This is a genomic window from Streptomyces sp. NPDC051207 (genome assembly GCF_040682395.1).
Lineage (GTDB): Bacteria > Actinomycetota > Actinomycetes > Streptomycetales > Streptomycetaceae > Streptomyces.
In genome coordinates, this window is the sequence record NZ_JBFBAX010000001.1 from 228,882 (window position 1) to 245,397 (window position 16,516).

The 16,516-nt window shown below is 72.6% G+C and carries 11 protein-coding genes; 5 read left to right on the top strand and 6 right to left on the bottom strand.

Features of this window, described 5'->3' with window-relative positions:
* Nucleotides 1-125: 125 nt before the first annotated feature.
* Entirely contained in the window at nucleotides 126-1,103 is a 978-nt protein-coding gene (locus AB0M97_RS01045) for an acyl-ACP desaturase (protein ID WP_365958540.1), read from the top strand.
* Between the two features lie 58 nt (nucleotides 1,104-1,161).
* Here the strand turns inward: AB0M97_RS01045 and AB0M97_RS01050 are convergent, their stop codons facing one another.
* From AB0M97_RS01050 to AB0M97_RS01060, 3 genes are all read right to left on the bottom strand, one after another.
* The gene (locus AB0M97_RS01050; protein ID WP_365958541.1) at nucleotides 1,162-1,407 is read right to left on the bottom strand and encodes a WhiB family transcriptional regulator; all 246 of its coding nucleotides are present in this window, start codon (nucleotides 1,405-1,407) and stop codon (nucleotides 1,162-1,164) included.
* Between the two features lie 276 nt (nucleotides 1,408-1,683).
* The gene (locus tag AB0M97_RS01055) at nucleotides 1,684-2,721 is read right to left on the bottom strand and encodes a LacI family DNA-binding transcriptional regulator (protein ID WP_365958542.1); all 1,038 of its coding nucleotides are present in this window, start codon (nucleotides 2,719-2,721) and stop codon (nucleotides 1,684-1,686) included.
* Nucleotides 2,722-2,919: 198 nt separating this feature from the next.
* Nucleotides 2,920-3,879 carry a multicopper oxidase domain-containing protein gene (locus AB0M97_RS01060; RefSeq protein WP_365958543.1) on the bottom strand — a complete coding sequence of 320 codons (960 nt, stop codon included), beginning with the start codon at nucleotides 3,877-3,879 and terminating at the stop codon, nucleotides 2,920-2,922.
* 234 nt (nucleotides 3,880-4,113) lie between these two features.
* Between AB0M97_RS01060 and AB0M97_RS01065 the strand changes: the two genes are divergently transcribed.
* On the top strand, nucleotides 4,114-6,597 hold the full coding sequence (locus AB0M97_RS01065; RefSeq protein ID WP_365958545.1) for a ThuA domain-containing protein: 2,484 nt from the start codon (nucleotides 4,114-4,116) through the stop codon (nucleotides 6,595-6,597).
* 53 nt (nucleotides 6,598-6,650) lie between these two features.
* Nucleotides 6,651-8,801, top strand: coding sequence for a family 16 glycoside hydrolase (locus tag AB0M97_RS01070; RefSeq protein WP_365958699.1), 2,151 nt, complete (start codon nucleotides 6,651-6,653; stop codon nucleotides 8,799-8,801).
* Here the strand turns inward: AB0M97_RS01070 and ligD are convergent.
* Complete coding sequence (ligD, locus tag AB0M97_RS01075; protein WP_365958546.1) at nucleotides 8,798-9,814, bottom strand: non-homologous end-joining DNA ligase; 1,017 nt, start codon at nucleotides 9,812-9,814, stop codon at nucleotides 8,798-8,800. The genes AB0M97_RS01070 and ligD overlap by 4 nt on opposite strands.
* 73 nt (nucleotides 9,815-9,887) lie before the next feature.
* On the opposite strand from ligD, the gene AB0M97_RS01080 reads away from it, so the two are divergent.
* Nucleotides 9,888-10,958 (top strand): ATP-dependent DNA ligase, encoded by a 1,071-nt coding sequence (locus AB0M97_RS01080; RefSeq protein ID WP_365958547.1) that lies wholly within the window; start codon nucleotides 9,888-9,890, stop codon nucleotides 10,956-10,958.
* Nucleotides 10,959-10,973: 15 nt separating this feature from the next.
* On the opposite strand, the gene AB0M97_RS01085 is transcribed toward AB0M97_RS01080, so the two are convergent.
* On the bottom strand, nucleotides 10,974-12,164 hold the full coding sequence (locus AB0M97_RS01085) for a zinc-dependent alcohol dehydrogenase (protein ID WP_365958548.1): 1,191 nt from the start codon (nucleotides 12,162-12,164) through the stop codon (nucleotides 10,974-10,976).
* A 182-nt stretch (nucleotides 12,165-12,346) separates the two neighbouring features.
* Between AB0M97_RS01085 and AB0M97_RS01090 the strand changes: the two genes are divergently transcribed.
* Nucleotides 12,347-13,324, top strand: a complete 978-nt coding sequence (locus AB0M97_RS01090) for a DUF3048 domain-containing protein (RefSeq protein ID WP_365958549.1) — start codon at nucleotides 12,347-12,349, stop codon at nucleotides 13,322-13,324.
* Nucleotides 13,325-13,614: 290 nt separating this feature from the next.
* Here the strand turns inward: AB0M97_RS01090 and AB0M97_RS01095 are convergent, their stop codons facing one another.
* A complete protein-coding gene (locus tag AB0M97_RS01095; protein WP_365958550.1) occupies nucleotides 13,615-16,299 on the bottom strand; it encodes an AAA family ATPase in 2,685 nt (894 codons plus the stop codon).
* Nucleotides 16,300-16,516 lie beyond the last annotated feature (217 nt).

Sequence of the window (16,516 nt, forward strand, 5' to 3'; positions counted from 1 at the left end):
TGACCATCACCCGGTTGATCAGGCGTCTTTACGTCACACTAACCTACGGCCTCGTAACCTACGGAAACGTAGCCTACGATTCCGTAGGTTCCCGCATTCCGCTCAGCAGTCCCGATGGAGCCTTTATGACGATCACCACTCCCCACCTCGGCAGCCCCGCCGGCACCTGGACCGACGCCCAGCTGTTGCACGCACTGGAGGAAGTGGTCGAGAAGGAACTCAACCGGCATCTGCAGGTCGCCAAGGACTGGATGCCGCACGAGTACGTCCCGTGGAGCGACGGCCGCAACTTCCCCGGCCTCTTCGAGGACGGCGAGGCCTGGGAGAAGGAGCAGTCGAAGGTCACCGAGATCGGCCGCATCGCCCTCGTGGTCAACCTGCTCACCGAGGACAACCTGCCCAGCTACCACCACGAGATCGCCTCCCTCTTCGGCCGCGACGGCGCCTGGGGCACCTGGGTGCACCGCTGGACCGCCGAGGAGGGCCGGCACGGCATCGTGATGCGCGACTACTTGCTCACCTCGCGCGCCGTCGACCCCGACAAGCTGGAGCAGTTCCGCATGTCGCACATGAGTGAGGGCTTCGAGTCCGACAACCGCCACTCCATGCTGCACTCGGTCGCCTACGTCGCCTTCCAGGAACTCGCCACCCGCATCTCGCACCGCAACACCGGCCACCAGTCCGGCGACCCGGTCTGCGACCGCATGCTGGCGCGCATCGCGACCGACGAGAACCTCCACATGGTCTTCTACCGCAACCTGCTGAAGGCCGCCTTCGAACTCGCCCCCGACATGACGATGCAGGCCGTGCGGGACGTCGTGGTCAACTTCCGCATGCCCGGCCACGGCATCCCCGGATTCGAGCGGGCCGCGGCGCAGATGGCCATCGGCGAGGTCTACAACCTGCGGATCCACCACGACGACGTGCTCCAGCCGGTGCTGCGCTTCCTGAGGATCATGGAGATCGACGGTCTCGGCCCCGAGGGCGTGAAGGCGCAGGAGGAGCTGGGCATGTACATGGACGGCCTGGACGCCGAGGCCGCCAAGTTCGACGAGAAGCTGGCGGCGCGCAAGGCCCGCATGGCGGCGCGCGCGAGCGCCTGACGACGGCGCCGCCCGGGCCCGGATGTCCCGGGCCCGGGTGTCCGCGCGGCCCCGCCGGTCAGCGGCCGGTGCGCCTGAGCTCCAGCCGTTCCTTCTCCGACAGGCCGCCCCACACACCGAAGCGCTCGTCGTGGTTGATGGCGTAGTCCAGACAGGCGGAGCGCATCTCGCACATGCCGCAGATGCGCTTCGCCTCGCGCACGGAACTGCCCGGCTCCGGAAAGAAGAAGTCGGCCCCCGTCTGCGCGCACAGGGCGCGCTCCTGCCAGGCGGTGTCGGCCGGGGTGATCGTCTCGAAGTGCATGAGCGCGATCGTGCCGCGCGCTGAAAAACGTTCGATCAACGCGCGATCAACGCCTTCGCGCAGGGCCCCCGGCCGCACCGATGGTCGCGCGGCGCGCGGCGCGACGCACGGCGGCGCGCGGAAGCGGGGGGAAACCCGAGGAGTCCCTCCGTCACCGCCCCCACCACCGAGCGCCGCCCGGCCTTGCCGCGCCGCACCCCGGTGCTCCAGCCCAGACCGCGGCAGGGTGGCCAGGGCTGAGCACCCTCGCCCCGCGCGCCTCCCGGGGCGGGCCGGCTACGCGGACGCGCGGCGCACCAGCGTCGTCGGCAGCACCACGCTCGACGGCGCGCCGACCGGCGCCCCGGACGACTCGTCCCGGTCCAGGCCGCGCAGCAGCAGCCGGGCCATCAGCCGGCCCATCCCCTCTATGTCCTGGCGGACCGTGGTGAGCGCCGGGTCGGTCTGCTCGGCGACCGCCAGCATGTCGTCGAAGCCGATCACGGCGACGTCGTCGGGCACCCTCCGCCCGTGCTCGCGCAGCACCCGCAGCGCGCCGGCGGCGGTCAGGTCGTTCGCGGCGAACACGGCGTCCAGGTCGGGGCAGCGGTCGAGGAGTTCGCGCATGGCCCGCTCACCGCCCGCGGGGGTGAAGTCGGCCTCGGCGACCAGCCGCGGGTCGGCGTCGGCCGTGACGTCCCGGAAACCGTCGAGCCGGTCGACCGCCGACGTCTGGTCGAGCGGGCCGGTGATGTGGGCGATGCGGCTGCGGCCCAGCGCGACCAGGTGCCGCACGGCCTCCCGGGCGCCGCCCCGGTTGTCGCTGTCGACGTACACGACACCGCTCCTGCCGTCGCTCCAGCCGGGCCGGCCGCCGAACACGGTCGGGATGCCGGCCCGCTGAATCAGCCCGGGGAGGGGGTCGTCCAGGTGGAGCGAGAACACCAGCGCCCCGTCGACGTGCCCGCCGGAGAGGTAGCGCGCGACCCGCGTGTGGTCGTCGCGGCCCTCGGTGAGCAGCAGCACGAGCTGGTTGTCGTACGCCGTCAGCTCCTTGCTGATGCCGCGCAGTTGCATGGCGAAGTAGGGGTCGGCGAAGACCCTGGCCTCCGGTTCGGCGATGACGACGGCGACGGCGTCGTGCCGCCGGGTCACCAGGCTGCGGGCGGCCTGGTTCGGCACGTATCCGAGCTCCTCGACGGCTCGCCGGACCCGTTCCACCAAACTTTCGCGTACTCCCTCCGCGCCGTTCACCACCCGGGACACGGTGGCCCGCGAGACCCCGGCCCGCGCGGCCACGGCCTCCAGCGTGGGACGCGGCGCTGTCTCGGTCACTTCGGGGCTCCTGCTCGTTCTCGGCGGCTGCCGCTCAGGATAGCGCCGGGCGGAGCAGGGAGTGACGGCGGACTGAGAGCGCTCTCTCGTTCGGGGAAGGGCGTGGCCGGCTGCCGGTCCCGGCGCCGCACGGGCGCCGCACGCCCTCACGGCGCCGACTGACCGGCCCACCCGCCCCCGCCGTCGGGAAAAGCCGCGTCAGTGCTTGTGCGGCTCGTGCGGCTCGTACCCGGGAATCGTCCCGTCCGCCTTCTTCACCAGGAACAGGCCGACCATCCCCATGTCCGAGTGGCTCTGCACATGGCAGTGGTACATCCACGCCCCGGCCCCGACCCCCTCCCCCGCGATCACCTGGAAGCCGAAGGAGTCGGCGGGACCGACGATCTTGTTGTCGATCACCTGGCTCGGGTCCTCGGGCCCGGTGAGCGTGCCCGTGCGGTTGTCCGCCCAGCGGTGACCGTGCAGGTGGAAGGTGTGGTAGTACTCGCCGTGCGTGATCACCACGAACTCGACGCGGTCGCCCACGGTGGCCTCGAAGTCGGGACCGGTGTGCGGCGGCCTGTTGTTGATCGTCATGTCGTTGAAGACGACCGTGTGCGTCCTGTCGGGCAGTACGTCCCCCTTGCGGCGCACGATCACCGGCCCGTACAGCCCTTTGCGGATGCCGCCCGTGCCGTGCTCGGTGCCCACCACGTGATCGTGGTAGTGCCAGTAGCCCGCGCTGCCCGCCCGCCAGGTGCCGTCCTTGCGGCGGCCGGGTGCGTGGGTGCGCCAGGTGTAGGTCCGGGTGCCGCCGGGCTCCACGTCGCTCTTGTTCGCCTTCGTGCCGTCGCTGAAGATCTCGTAGTCCAGCCCGTGGACGTGCAGGCTCACCGGCACGTCCATCGCGTTCTCGAACTCGATGTGCAGCGTGTCGCCCTCGTTGAGCTCGATCAGCGGGCCGGGGACGCTCGCCCTGCCCTTCTCCAGGCCGTAGCCCATCCGCCCGTCGGCGAGCCTCTCCGCGTACAGCTTGACGCGTCTCACCTCGCCCCCGGCCGGTGCCGTCCTGGCCGGTCCGTCGGCGGCGCCGGCGGTGGACCCAGGGGTGAGGGACAACGATGTCGCGACGGCCGCGCCACCCAGCAGCACCCGTCGGTTGAAGCCGCGTCTGTCCATGCCGAACTCCCCATCCCGATGCGGTAGGTGACGGTCTGTAGGGGGACGTAGCTGTGCGGAACCTGTGCGACGGTACCGACCCGCCGCAGGTTTATCCACACTCAGGACAAAGTTCGTTGAATCCCCTTGTTACCTATTGGCGAACCACACAAAGAGGTCTAGCTTCCTTGGCGCTGTTGCCGCGACCGAGGAGGGGTGGGTGACCACGTGCGATCCACATCGCATCAACGGCCCGTGCATTTACGAGGGTTGAGCGCGAGAAGCACCGGAGGGAGAGTCCGGGTGGCGTCCCTGACCGCCGGATTCGTCGCCGCGGGGCTGCTGTCGGCGCCCGCCGCCGACGCGGGTCCGCTGCCGGAACCGCCCATGACAACGATGTCCGTCGCGTCGCCGCCCGGTGGCGCGAACGTACGGGTGCTGCTGTTCCACGGCTCCGCCGCCGAGGAGGAGAGCCCGGTCGTGAACGCCGGGATCGAGGCCGTGGAGCGGATCGGCCAGTCGGGCCCGGCGGGCGAGCGCTTCCGGGTCGAGGCGACGGACGACGCCTCGGTCTTCACCGACGGGGCCCGGCTGGGGCGTTACCACGCGATCGTGTTCCTGACCGGCGGCGGTGACGTCCTCGACCCGGACCAGGAGGCAGGCCTGGAGGCCTACATGGAGGCCGGCGGCGGCTTCGTCGGCCTCCACGACGCGGCCCGCGCGGAGCCGTACTCGGACTGGTTCACCGGTCTCATCGGTGCCCGGCCGGCCGCGTCCTCCCCGGCGACCGTCCAGCGGGCCACGGTCGAGGTCGGTGACCGGCGGCATCCGGCCACCAAGGACCTGCCGGTGGAGTGGAAGCGGCCGGACCGCTGGCCGAACTGGGTGAAGAACCCCTCCGGTAAGGTGCACACGGTCGCCCGGGTGCGGGAGTCGACGTACCGGCCGGGGCCGGCCGCCAACGGCTGGGACCATCCGGTCAGCTGGTGCCGGGACTACGACGGCGGGCGGTCGTTCTACACCGGCATGGGCGGCACGGTCTCCTCCTACGACGAGACCGACTTCCGCGCCCATCTGCGCGGCGCGCTGCTGTGGGCGACCCGCATCGCGCAGGCCGACTGCAAGGCCACCATCGACGGCAACTACCAGGCCGAGCGCCTCACCCGGCCCAACCAGCCCGGGCAGAACGACCAGATCGGCGAGCCGCACGGGCTGGTCACCGCCCCCGACGGCCGGGTGTTCTTCATCGGCCGGGGCGGCGCCGACGCCTCCCGGCCCGTGATCACCGACTGGAACGACCCCGGCATCGGCAAGGGCACGGGCGAAATCCACGTCTACGACCCCAGGACCGGGAAGGTCACCCTGGCCGGCGAGCTGACCGTCTTCGGCAACAAGGGCGGCGGCGACGAACTGACCAAGGTCGAGGAGGGCCTGCTCGGCATCGAGCTCGACCCCGGCTTCGCGGACAACGGGTGGGTGTATCTGCACTACACCCCGCACTCGGAGATCAACCGCGACACGCACATGGCCGAGCGGCGGGTCTCCCGGTTCACCTTCGACCACGCGGCGGGCAGGCTGGACCTCGGCAGCGAGAAGGTGCTGCTGGCGTGGCCGGTCCAGATCCACAGCTGCTGCCACGCGGGCGGCGGGATGGCCTGGGACTCCAAGGGCAATCTCTACATCGCCACCGGCGACAACAACTCCAGCGGATTCAGCGGGGGTTACTCGGGCAACAACCCGCAGCCCGCCTTCCAGGGCGTGTCGTTCGCCGACGCGCGCCGCACCGCCGGCAACACCAACAACCTCAACGGCAAGATCCTGCGCATCCACCCGGAGCCGGACGGGACGTACACCCTCCCCGACGGCAACCTCTTCACCGGCCGGGAGACCGACGAGGGCGGCGGGAAGACGCGCGGCGAGATCTATGTGATGGGCGTGCGCAACCCGGCGCGCATCTTCGTCGACAAGTCGACCGACATTCTGTACGCGGGCTGGGTCGGGCCCGACGCCGGTCAGCCGTCGCCCACCTGGGGCCCGGCGAAGTACGACACGTTCGCCGTGATCACGGAGGCGGGCAACCGGGGCTGGCCGTACTGCATGGGCAACAAGCAGCCCTACCGGGACCGCAATCTGCCGGACCCGTCCCAGCCGCTCGGCTGGTACGACTGCGACCGGCCGAGGAACGAGTCGCCGCACAACGACGGCCTGGTCAACCTGCCGCCGGTCACCGGCAACAACATCTGGTACGCACCGCAGGGCGGCGCACCGGACTTCCCGCGCGACGCGAACGGCGTCCCGTCGTACAAGGCGGAGGAGGCCGGCTACCGGCTGCCGTGGCTCAAGGGCGGCGGCCAGGCCGCCATGAACGGCCCCGTCTACCGCTACGACGCGGCGGGCACCAGCGCGACCAAGTGGCCGCCGTACTGGGACGGCAAGTGGTTCGTCGGTGACTTCTACGACGCGGGACAACCCCGCAACGCCGTGCTCATGGACCCGCGGACGCAAGGGGACGGCGGGTTGCCGGTGCACTCGGAGTCGCTGAAGGGGATCGTGCCGGTCGGCAACGACGGCATCAAGAACCTCATGGACTGGAAGTTCGGCCCGGACGGCGCGCTGTACGTCCTCGACTACGGGCGGGGCTTCTTCACCTCGGACGCCAGGTCGGCGCTGTGGCGGGTCACGTACACCGGCGGCGGGCCGACGCCCGCCGCCGACCAGCTGGTGAGGAGGAGCCGGTGACACGGCTGACACGGCACGGACGGGTCTGGGCCGCCCTGCTGGCCGGGCTGCTGATGACGCTCGGCCTGCAGACGGGCGCCGCCGGGCAGGACACCCCGTCGGCGCGGGCCGCGCAGGTCCTCACCTGGACCGCGGGCGACGACATCACGGCGTACACGTCCGCTCCCGCGACGGCGGTGGCGGGAGCGGCGACGGTCGTCTTCGAGAACAGCGCGGCGACCGGCAACACCACCGGCATGCCGCACACGCTGACGTTCGTCACGAGCGACCCCGAGTACAACAGCGACGTGCAGCTGAACATCCTGGCGAGCCCCAACGACGACCAGAGGGGCCGGCACACCGCCGAGGTCACGCTGACGCCCGGCCGGTACCTGTACCACTGCACGATCCCCGGGCACGGGGAGATGCGGGGCGTCCTGGTGGTGACCGAGGGTGAGGGCGACGACACCACGGCGCCCGAGGCGACGGCCGAGGTCAGCGGGGTGCGGAACGCCGAGGGGCAGTACGTGGGCTCGGCGAGCGTGGCGATCAGTGCCACGGACGCGGGCGGTTCCGGCGTGGACCGGATCGAGTACGCGCTCGGGGCCGACGGCGCCTGGCAGCCGTACACGGCGCCGGTCGTGGCCGACCGGGCCGGCGACCACACCGTCCGCTACCGGGCGCTGGACAGGGCGGGCAACGTGTCGGCGGAGGAGAGCGTCACGTTCACCGTCGTCGCCCCGCCGTCGGACGACACCACGCCGCCGGACACCTCGGCGACGGTCAGCGGTGAGCGCAACCCCGACGGGACGTACGTCGACATGGCGACAATCACCGTCACCGCCTCCGACACCGGGTCCGGCGTCAACGGCATCGAGTACGCGCTCGGGGCCGACGGCGCCTGGCGGCCGTACACCGCGCCCGTGATGGTGCACGAGGCCGGCACGCACACCGTGCGGTACCGCGCCACCGACCGGGCGGGCAACGTGGCCGCCGTCAAGAGCGTCGAGTTCACCGTCGTCGCGGCGCCGCCGCAGGACACCACGCCGCCGGTGACGGGCGTGACCGTGGAGGGCACGAGGAACTCCGGCGGCGCGTACGTCGGCAGTGCCCGGGTGACGATCGCGGCGACGGACAGCGGCGGTTCCGGTGTCGCCGGTGTCGAGTACTCGCTCGACGGCGGACCGTACCTGGCGTACACCGCGCCGCTGATCGTGGACCGGGCCGGCGCCCACAGCGTCGCCTACCGCGCGACCGACAGGGCCGGCAACACCTCCGAGCCGCGCACGGTGAGCTTCACGGTGGTGGCCGGGGGCGGGGTGCCCGCGCCCGGCTGTCCCGAGTACGACGAGCGGCTGACGGTGATCGTCGGCACGGTCGACTCGGGCGTCCCGAACCGGGTCACGAACAACCGGTGCCGGATCAACGAGCTGATCGAGGACGAGAAGGAGTGGTCCTCGCACGCCCTGTTCCTCAAACACGTGAAGTCCGTCCTGGACGCGCTGCTGAAGGAAGGGGCCGTCGACCAGCGCGAGGCCAACGCCGTCCAGCGGGCCGCCCGACAGTCCGGGATCGGCAAGCCGGGGCAGACCGACGGTTACCGCAGGATCCTGGACGGCACCGCGGAGTCGTTCGCGCGGTGGGAGCAGGTCGGCGGCGGTTCGTTCGCGCTGAACGCGGACGGGTCGATCACCTCGGGCACCACCAAGCCGGGGCTGGGCATGCTGTGGTTCCCGGAGCGCAAGTACGGCGACTTCTCGCTGCGGCTGCAGTGGCGTGACGACGCGCCGGGCACGGGCAACGCCAACTCCGGTGTGTTCGTGCGGTTCCCGTGGGTCCACGACCATCCGGAGGAGCCGCGGCCGGCGTGGGTGGCCATCACGTACGGGCACGAGGTGCAGGTGTTCGACCGGCCCGACGGCGACCTGTACAAGACGGGGTCCGTGTACGGCTTCGACCGCGTGGGCCTGTCCGGTGCGGGCGTGACCCCGAAGGGCACCTGGAACGACTACGAGATCCGGGTGGTCGGCCAGCACTACTCGGTGTTCCGCAACGGCGTGCTGATCAACGAGTTCGACAACACCGGCGGTCAGGTCTTCGAGCCGCCGCGCGCGGACGACCCGGGCACGGACGGGCGGCGCTTCGCCTCCGGCTACCTCGGGCTCCAGGTGCACGGCACGACGGACGTGGTGTCGTACCGGGACGTGCGCATCAGGGAGCTCTAGGACTCCTGCTTCCTGGCCCTGCTCGGCTGCACCCGCCTGGGCTCGCCCGGCATCTTCGGATACTCGGGCGGGTACGGCAGATCGCCGAGCCCGTGGTCGTGCTCGTCCTTCGTCGCCAGCTCCAGCAGGGCGTCGAGGGAGTAGGCATGGTCGTCCATGTCCGCGTGCACGTCGCCGAGTTCGGCGAAGCGCGCGGGCATGGACGCGATGTCGAAGTCCCGCGGGTGGGCCTGCCCGACCTCCTCCCAGCGCAGCGGCGCGGAGACGGGGGCGTGCGGGTGGGGCCGTACGGAGTAGGCGGAGGCGATGGTGCGGTCGCGGGCGGTCTGGTTGTAGTCGAGGAAGATCCGCTCGCCGCGTTCCTCCTTCCACCACTTGATCGTCACGCGGTCCGGCATGCGGCGTTCCATCTCGCGGCCGACGGCGATGGCGGCGCGCCGCACCTGGGTGAAGGTCCAGCGGGGCTCGATGGGCACGAAGACGTGCAGTCCCCGGCCGCCGGAGGTCTTGGGCCAGCCGCGCAGGCCGCCGAACTCGTCGAGGACGGCGCGCAGTTCGTGGGCGGCGCGAGCGGCGTCGTCGTAGTCGGTGCCGGGCTGCGGGTCGAGGTCGATGCGCAGTTCGTCGGGGCGGTCGACGTCGGCGCGGCGTACCGGCCAGGGGTGGAAGGTGAGGGTGCCGTACTGGGCGGCCCACAGCACGGCCGCCTCCTCGGTGGGGCACATCTCGTCGGCGCTGCGTCCGCTGGGGAAGGTGATGTGGGCGGTGGGGATCCAGTCGGGCATGTTCTTGGGGGCCCGTTTCTGGAAGAAGGACTCGCCGGTCACTCCGTCGGGGTAGCGCTCCAGGGTGGTGGGGCGGTCGCGCAGGGCGCGCAGGATGCCGGGGCCGACGGCCACGTAGTACCGGGCGAGGTCCAGCTTGGTGAAGCCGCGCTCCGGGAAGAACACCTTGTCCGGGCTGGACAGCCGTACGGTCCGGCCGCCCGCTTCCAGTTCCACCGCGTCACCCATGCGGCCACGGTAGGCGCAGCGGACGAACCTCGCACACCGGGCGGAGGGGATGTTCCGGGCGCAGAATCGGACCATGGATCTCCCGGTCATGCCGCCCGTGAAGCCGATGCTCGCCAAGTCCGTGGCGAGGATCCCGCCGGGCATGCACTACGAGGCGAAGTGGGACGGGTTCCGCGCGATCGTGTTCCGCGACGGGGACGAGGTGGAGCTGGGCAGCCGCACCACGAAGCCGCTGACGAGGTATTTCCCGGAGCTGGTCGCGGCGCTGCGGGAGCGGCTGCCCGAACGGTGCGTGCTGGACGGGGAGATCGTGATCGCCCGGGAGGGGCGGCTCGACTTCGACGCGCTGACCGAGCGGATCCATCCGGCGGACTCGCGGGTGCGCACCCTGGCCGAGCGGACCCCGGCCTCGTTCGTCGCCTTCGACCTGCTGGCCCTGCACGACGAGTCCCTGCTGGACGTGCCGCTCACCGACCGGCGCGCGCTGCTGGTCCGGGCGCTGTCGGGGGTGACGGCGCCGGTGCACGTGGCGCCCGCGACGACGGACGTGGAGGTGGCCGGGCGGTGGTTCGAGCAGTACGAGGGCGCCGGCCTGGACGGCGTCGTGGCGAAGCCGCTCGGCGTGCGCTACCTCCAGGACGAGCGCGCGATGTTCAAGGTCAAGCACGAGCGGACGGCGGACGTGGTGGTCGCCGGGTACCGGCTGCACAAGAGCGGCCCGGTCGTCGGCTCGCTGCTGCTCGGGCTGTACGACGACCGGGGCGTCCTCCAGCACGTGGGCGTGTCGGCGGCGTTCCCGATGAAGCGGCGCGCCGAGCTGGTGGAGGAGCTGGCGCCGCTGCGGATGGACGACGTGTCCGGCCACCCCTGGGGGGCGTGGGCCGACGAGGCGGCGCACGAGACGGCGCGGCTGCCGGGGGCGCCGAGCCGCTGGTCGGGGAAGAAGGACCTGTCGTGGGTGCCGCTGCGGCCGGAGCGGGTGGCCGAGGTGGCGTACGACCACATGGAGAACGGGGCGCGCTTCCGGCACACGGCGCGGTTCCGCCGCTGGCGCCCGGACCGCACCCCGGAGAGCTGCACGTACGCCCAGCTGGAGGAGCCGGTGCGCTACGACCTCGCGGAGATCTTCGCGCCGCCCGAGTGACGCGGCGCGCGTGGCTCAGGGTTCGATCAGCACCTTCACCGCGCCGTCCTGCTTGCGCTGGAACATCCCGTACGCGTGGGGCGCGTCGGTGAGCGGCACGCGGTGCGTGGCGAAGTCGTCCACGCCGAGGGGGTCCTCGTCCGTGAGGTAGGGCAGGATCTCGTCGCTCCAGCGGCGCACGTTGGCCTGACCCATGCGGATCTGGAGCTGCTTGTCGAACATCGTGAGCATCGGCATGGGGTCGGCCATGCCGCCGTAAACGCCGACGAGGGAGAGGGTGCCGCCGCGGCGGACGAGTTCGATGGCGGTGTAGAGGGCGGCGAGCCGGTCCACGCTGAAGCGTTCGGCGAGCGGGCCGCTCAGGCGGCGGGGCATCATCGCCGCGGCCTGCTGGACCAGGCGGGCGGCGGCACTGCCGTGCGCCTCGGTGCCGACGGCGTCGATCACGGCGTCGGGGCCGCGGCCGTCGGTCTCGTCCCGGATGGCGGCCACGAGTTCCTTCTCGCTGTCGAAGGCCCGCAGGTTGTACGTCTCCACGCCCCGGGAGCGCGCCCGGCGCAGCCGTTCGGGCACCAGGTCGACGCCGAAGACGCGCCCGGCGCCGCGCACCTGGGCGATGCGGCAGGCCATGTCGCCGATGGGCCCGAGGCCGAGGACGGCGACGGTGCCGCCCTGGGGGACATCGGCGTAGGCGACGGCCTGCCAGGCGGTGGGCAGGACGTCGGAGAGGTAGACGAAGCGGTCGTCGGGCGGGCCCTCGGGGACCTTGATGGGGCCGTAGTGGGCCTGCGGGACGCGCAGGTACTCGGCCTGGGCGCCGGGGACGGCGCCGTACAGGCGGGTGTAGCCGAACAGCGCGGCTCCCATGCCCTCGCTGGTGACCTGGGTGGTCTCGCACTGGGTGGGCAGCCCGGTGGAGCACATGAAGCAGTGTCCGCAGGCGATCTGGAAGGGGACGACCACCCGGTCGCCCGGCTTGAGGTGGGTGACCTCGGCGCCGACTTCCTCGACGATGCCCATCGGTTCGTGCCCGAGGATGTCGCCGGGTGTCATGAACGGGGTGAGCACTTCGTACAGGTGGAGGTCGGAGCCGCACAGGCCGGTGGACGTGATGCGGATGACCGCGTCCGTCGGCTCCTGGATCTTCGGATCGGGCACGGTCTCCACGCGCACGTCCCTCTTGCCCTGCCAGGTCACTGCCCTCATCGCGGCCCGCTCCCTCCGTCGGCGTCCGGTCCTCGGGTGCGGCCCGGGTACCCGGCGCCCCTGCGCCGAACCTCGCCGTGGGCCGTTCGGCCCATTCACCGGACGCGACCGTATCCAACCGGGTATGGCCAGATTTGACTGGACAAGCGCACAATCGAGGCAACAGGACAGGGTGGGCGACGGTGGCCAAGGGACGAGGGGCGCGCCGGGGGCGCGCCACGACGACGGCAGCGGTGCTGGCCGGGGCGGTGACGGCGGCACTGGCGGCGGGCTGCACGTCGGGCGGGGACCCGGCGGACGACGGCCGGGCAGCGAGCCGCGGCCCGTCGCGCGGCACGGCGCAGACCACCGCCTCCGTCCTCGCGGTGAAGATCGACAACGCGCCTGCCGCCCGGCCGCACACCGGGCTCGAGGCCGCGGACGTGGTGTACGTGGAACCGGTCGAGGGCGGGCTGAGCCGGCTGATGGCCGTCTACGCGACGCAGTTCCCGGCGGCCGTCGGGCCGGTGCGCAGCGCCCGCGAGTCCGACCTCGAGCTGCTGGCGCAGTTCTGGCGCCCGACCCTCGCCTTCTCGGGGGCGCAGGGCAAGCTCAAGCCGTTGCTGAAGGACGCCCCGCTGCGGGCCGCCTCGCCGGACCAGGAGCGGGACGGCTACTTCCGCGAGCCCGGGCGGGCCGCGCCGCACAACCTCTACGTGCGGCCCCACCGGCTGATGCCGTCCGCGCCGGGCGCGGACGCGCTGACGACCGGCTTCCGGTACGGCGCGGCGCCGGCGGGCGGCCGGGCCGAGCACACGCACACGGTGCGCTATCCGGCGGCCCGCTTCACCTTCACCTGGTCGGACAGCCGCGACGGCTGGCTGGTGGCGATGGACGGCAGGGCGAGCGCGCCGCAGCCGGCTCCGGCGACCGTCGTCGTGCAGTACGTGACCGTCCGCGAGTCCGCCTTCCGTGACTTCCTCGGCAACAACTCGCCGTACACCGAGACGGTGGGCTCCGGGAGGGCGACGGTGCTGCGCGACGGGCGGGCGCACGACGTCGCCTGGAAGCGGCCGTCGGCCACGCAGGGGACGTCGTTCACGCAGGCGGACGGCGCGCCGGTGAACTTCGCCAGGGGCCAGGTGTGGGTGGTGTTCGCGCAGGCTCCCGGCAAGGGCTGAGCGCACTCGTCGCACGGACCCCCACACCGGCGGGTACGGCGGTCAGGGCCGCGTGAGGAAGGGCTCCCCGGGGGTTGCGGGGCCCCTCGGCCGCGTCGGCGACGCGCCGGACGAGATCGAGCAACTGGGCCTGTTCGGCGGCGGATCACCTCGCGGTGCACCACCCGGAGCGGGTGACGTCGCTGGCCGCTGCGGGGTGCCGGCGGCGAACTCGGCGCTCGCGGCGGCGCAGCGGGTGCCGGCCGGGGAGCCCGGAGGGGACGGCGCGTAGCACCCGGCCCCTCCGTCGGTCACCGCAGGGCCGCGCCGGCCGCCAGGAGTTCCTCCGCTCGGGCCGCGAGGCCGTCCGCGCCGCAGGAGCGGGCCAGGGCCAGGCCGCGCTCCAGCTCCGCCGTCGAGCGGGCGGCGATGCCGTACTCGACACGGGCCACGGCGTGTTCGTACTGGCAGGGCGAGGCCTCCAGCCGGGCGACGGCCTGCTCGGCGAGCCGTACCGCGCGCCGGCCCGTCTCCAGGGCCGCCGCGCAGCGCAGCGCCTCCCCTATGGCGGTGTCCGTGCCGAACCGCTCGGCCTGCCGGCGGGCGTCCGCGGCCAGGCGCGCGGCACGCGCCGGGTCCTCGGCGGCCAGCGCGCGGGCGAGGTCGACGGCCCACGGCGTGAGCACCGGGTTGTGGTGGCCGCGCGAGGCGGCGGCCTTCCCGGCCGCCTCCAGCTCGTTGACGCCCTCCTCGGTGCGGCCGGTCGCCAGCAGCAGCCTGCCGCGCACCGAACGCGGGTCCGGCATGACGATCGTCGCCGGGTACGGCGGCGCGAACCCGTGGCGCTCCGCGATGTCCCAGGCCTCCTCGACGTGGCCGCGGGCCAGCAGTGTGTCGACGAGGTTGCACGTCGCCGACCAGTACAGCGGCAGGCCGCGGCCGACCCGCTCGGCCAGGCGCAGGGACTCGCGCAGCGCCTCCTCCGCCTCCCTGAGGCGGCCCCGCCTGCGGTGGCCGAGCCCGACGTAGGCGTACGCCAGGGCGAGGTGACCGCCGCTCCAGCCTGCCGACTCGTACGCCCGCAGCGCCTCGTTGTAGAGGCTCTCGGCGCGGTCGAGGCGGTCCGTGTAGGCGTACGCGGTGGCCAGCATTAGCGGCAGTTCGATGCCCCACTCGGTGTCCGTCCAGCCGATGCCCGGGGCGAGGCGGCCGTTGACCAGGGCGCGGTCGCACAGCTCGGCGACCTCTTCGGCGTTCTCGCCGTGGGTCATGGCGTCGAAGCCGCGCAGCATGAGCAGGGCGCGCTCGGAGTTGTCGCGGCCGACGCAGGTCGCGGCGAGTTCGGCGAGCCGCTCGCTGCGGCCCGGTGAGGTGACCTTTCCGGCGTGGATGCCCTCCCACATGAACTGCACGGCCTGCAGGCGCATCCGGGCGGGGCCCGGTTCGTGCCGGGCGGCCTCGGCCTCGACGGTGCGGACGGCCTCCTCCACCTGGTTGTTGTGGAGCAGCGCCTGCGACAGGCGGACGACGGCGTCGACGCGGGCCTCGCCGTCGAGGCCGGGCATGCCGAGCGCGGTCCGCAGGTGGCCGATGGTCTTGGCGGGTGCGGTGAGCAGGGTGGCGCAGCCGAGTTCGTACAGCACGCGCGCGTGGACGTCGGGGCGGGGCGGTTCGGCCAGGGCGCGTTCCAGGCAGCGCAGGGCCGCGTCCGGGGCACCGACGGCGAGGTGCTCGCGGGCGGCCTCGCGCAGCTGCTCGACGACTTCCTCGTCGTCGTCCGGGTGGACCTCCAGGAGGTGCCGGGAGGCGGCGGCGACACCCCGGCCGGTGTCCAGGACGAGCTGCGCGGCTATGCCGTGCATGGCGGTGCGCAGGGCGCCGGGGATCGACTTGAGGACCGCGGTGGCGATCAGCGGGTGCACGAATTCCAGGTCGCCGTCGTCCACCGGGCCGGACGCCGGGTCGGGGGCGGTCAGGATGCGGGCGTCGGAGAGGAGTTCGGCGCAGCGCACCGCGTCGCTCCTGCTCATGGTGGCGAGCCGGGCCGCGAGGTCGACGGTGATGTCGCTGCCGAGGATGGCGGCGGCCCAGGCGAAGCGGGTGGCGTCGATGCCGAGCTGTTCCAGCCGGGCGACGAGGCCGCCGCCGCGGGCCGAACGGTTCAGGGCGCGCAGTTCGCCGGCCTGCGCCTCGGTGGGCTGCAGCTCGCTGTCCTGGACCTTGGCGAGGAGTTCGACGGTCTCGTACGGGTTGCCGCCGGTGACGGCCCACACCTCGCGGCAGAACGCGGCGTCGGCGTACTCGCCGAGGGTGGCGCGGGTCAGGCCCGCGGTGCCCTCCGGGGTGAGGGCGTTCAGGGCGGCGCCGGGGCGCCCGGAGACGGCGGACACGGTGTCGAGGTGGCGGGCGCTCTCGCCCGCCACCTCGCCGGGGCGGCGCGTCACGACGAGCAGCACGGACAGGTCGTCCATGCGCTCGGCGAACGCGGCCAGCCAGCGCAGCGTCTCCTGGTCGGCCCAGTGGGCGTCGTCGATGAGCAGCACCAGCGGCCAGTCGCGCCGGGCGAGCCGCCGTACGGCGACGACGAGGCCGTCGCACACGGCCTGCGGGTCGGCCTGCCGCTCGCCGGGTTCCGCTATGCCGAGGGCCGGGCCGGCGATGTCGTACCAGTCGGCGAGGTACTCGCGTGCCTCCTCGGGCAGCATCGACACGAGCGCGGGCTGCAGCAGTTGCCGTACCACATTGAAGGGCACGGATTTCAGCGTCTCGCCGCCGCGCGCCGACCACACCGTGCAGCCGCGGGCCTCGGCGATGCGGCGGGCCTCCGCCAGCAGGGCGGTCTTGCCCAGTCCGGCCTCGCCCCGGAACACCAGCACGCTGCCCGACGAGGAGCGGTCCGCGCACAGGATCCCGACCGCCTCCTCGACGGCGGCGACTTCCTCGTCGCGCTCCCACAGGGAAGCCGAGGCGGCGGCCGTGCGCCGTACCTCCGTCATCCCGCTACCTCCCCAAGTCGCCCGAACGACGTACAGAACCCGAGCGTAGCCGCCCGGTCGGCCCAGTGGTGGATGCTCCGCACAGCAGTTGCCGTGACGGGTGACACCTGGTATCGGTGAAGCGACGTCCCTGCCCCGTGACCAGCGGTGCTGCACCTCACGGATCGTCAAATCTGCTTCGCTCAAAGGTGAATTGGCCCAATGGGAGCACGGGGGC

Bases quoted from the DNA above. Each gene is read 5' to 3' on its own strand.
- AB0M97_RS01045 (WP_365958540.1), top strand. From the start codon at position 126: ATGACGATCACCACTCCCCACCTCGGCAGCCCCGCCGGCACCTGGACC.
- AB0M97_RS01050 (WP_365958541.1), bottom strand. From the start codon at position 1,407: ATGCACTTCGAGACGATCACCCCGGCCGACACCGCCTGGCAGGAGCGC.
- AB0M97_RS01060 (WP_365958543.1), bottom strand. From the start codon at position 3,879: ATGGACAGACGCGGCTTCAACCGACGGGTGCTGCTGGGTGGCGCGGCC.
- AB0M97_RS01070 (WP_365958699.1), top strand. From the start codon at position 6,651: ATGACGCTCGGCCTGCAGACGGGCGCCGCCGGGCAGGACACCCCGTCG.
- ligD (WP_365958546.1), bottom strand. From the start codon at position 9,814: ATGGGTGACGCGGTGGAACTGGAAGCGGGCGGCCGGACCGTACGGCTG.
- AB0M97_RS01080 (WP_365958547.1), top strand. From the start codon at position 9,888: ATGGATCTCCCGGTCATGCCGCCCGTGAAGCCGATGCTCGCCAAGTCC.
- AB0M97_RS01085 (WP_365958548.1), bottom strand. From the start codon at position 12,164: ATGAGGGCAGTGACCTGGCAGGGCAAGAGGGACGTGCGCGTGGAGACC.
- AB0M97_RS01095 (WP_365958550.1), bottom strand. From the start codon at position 16,299: ATGACGGAGGTACGGCGCACGGCCGCCGCCTCGGCTTCCCTGTGGGAG.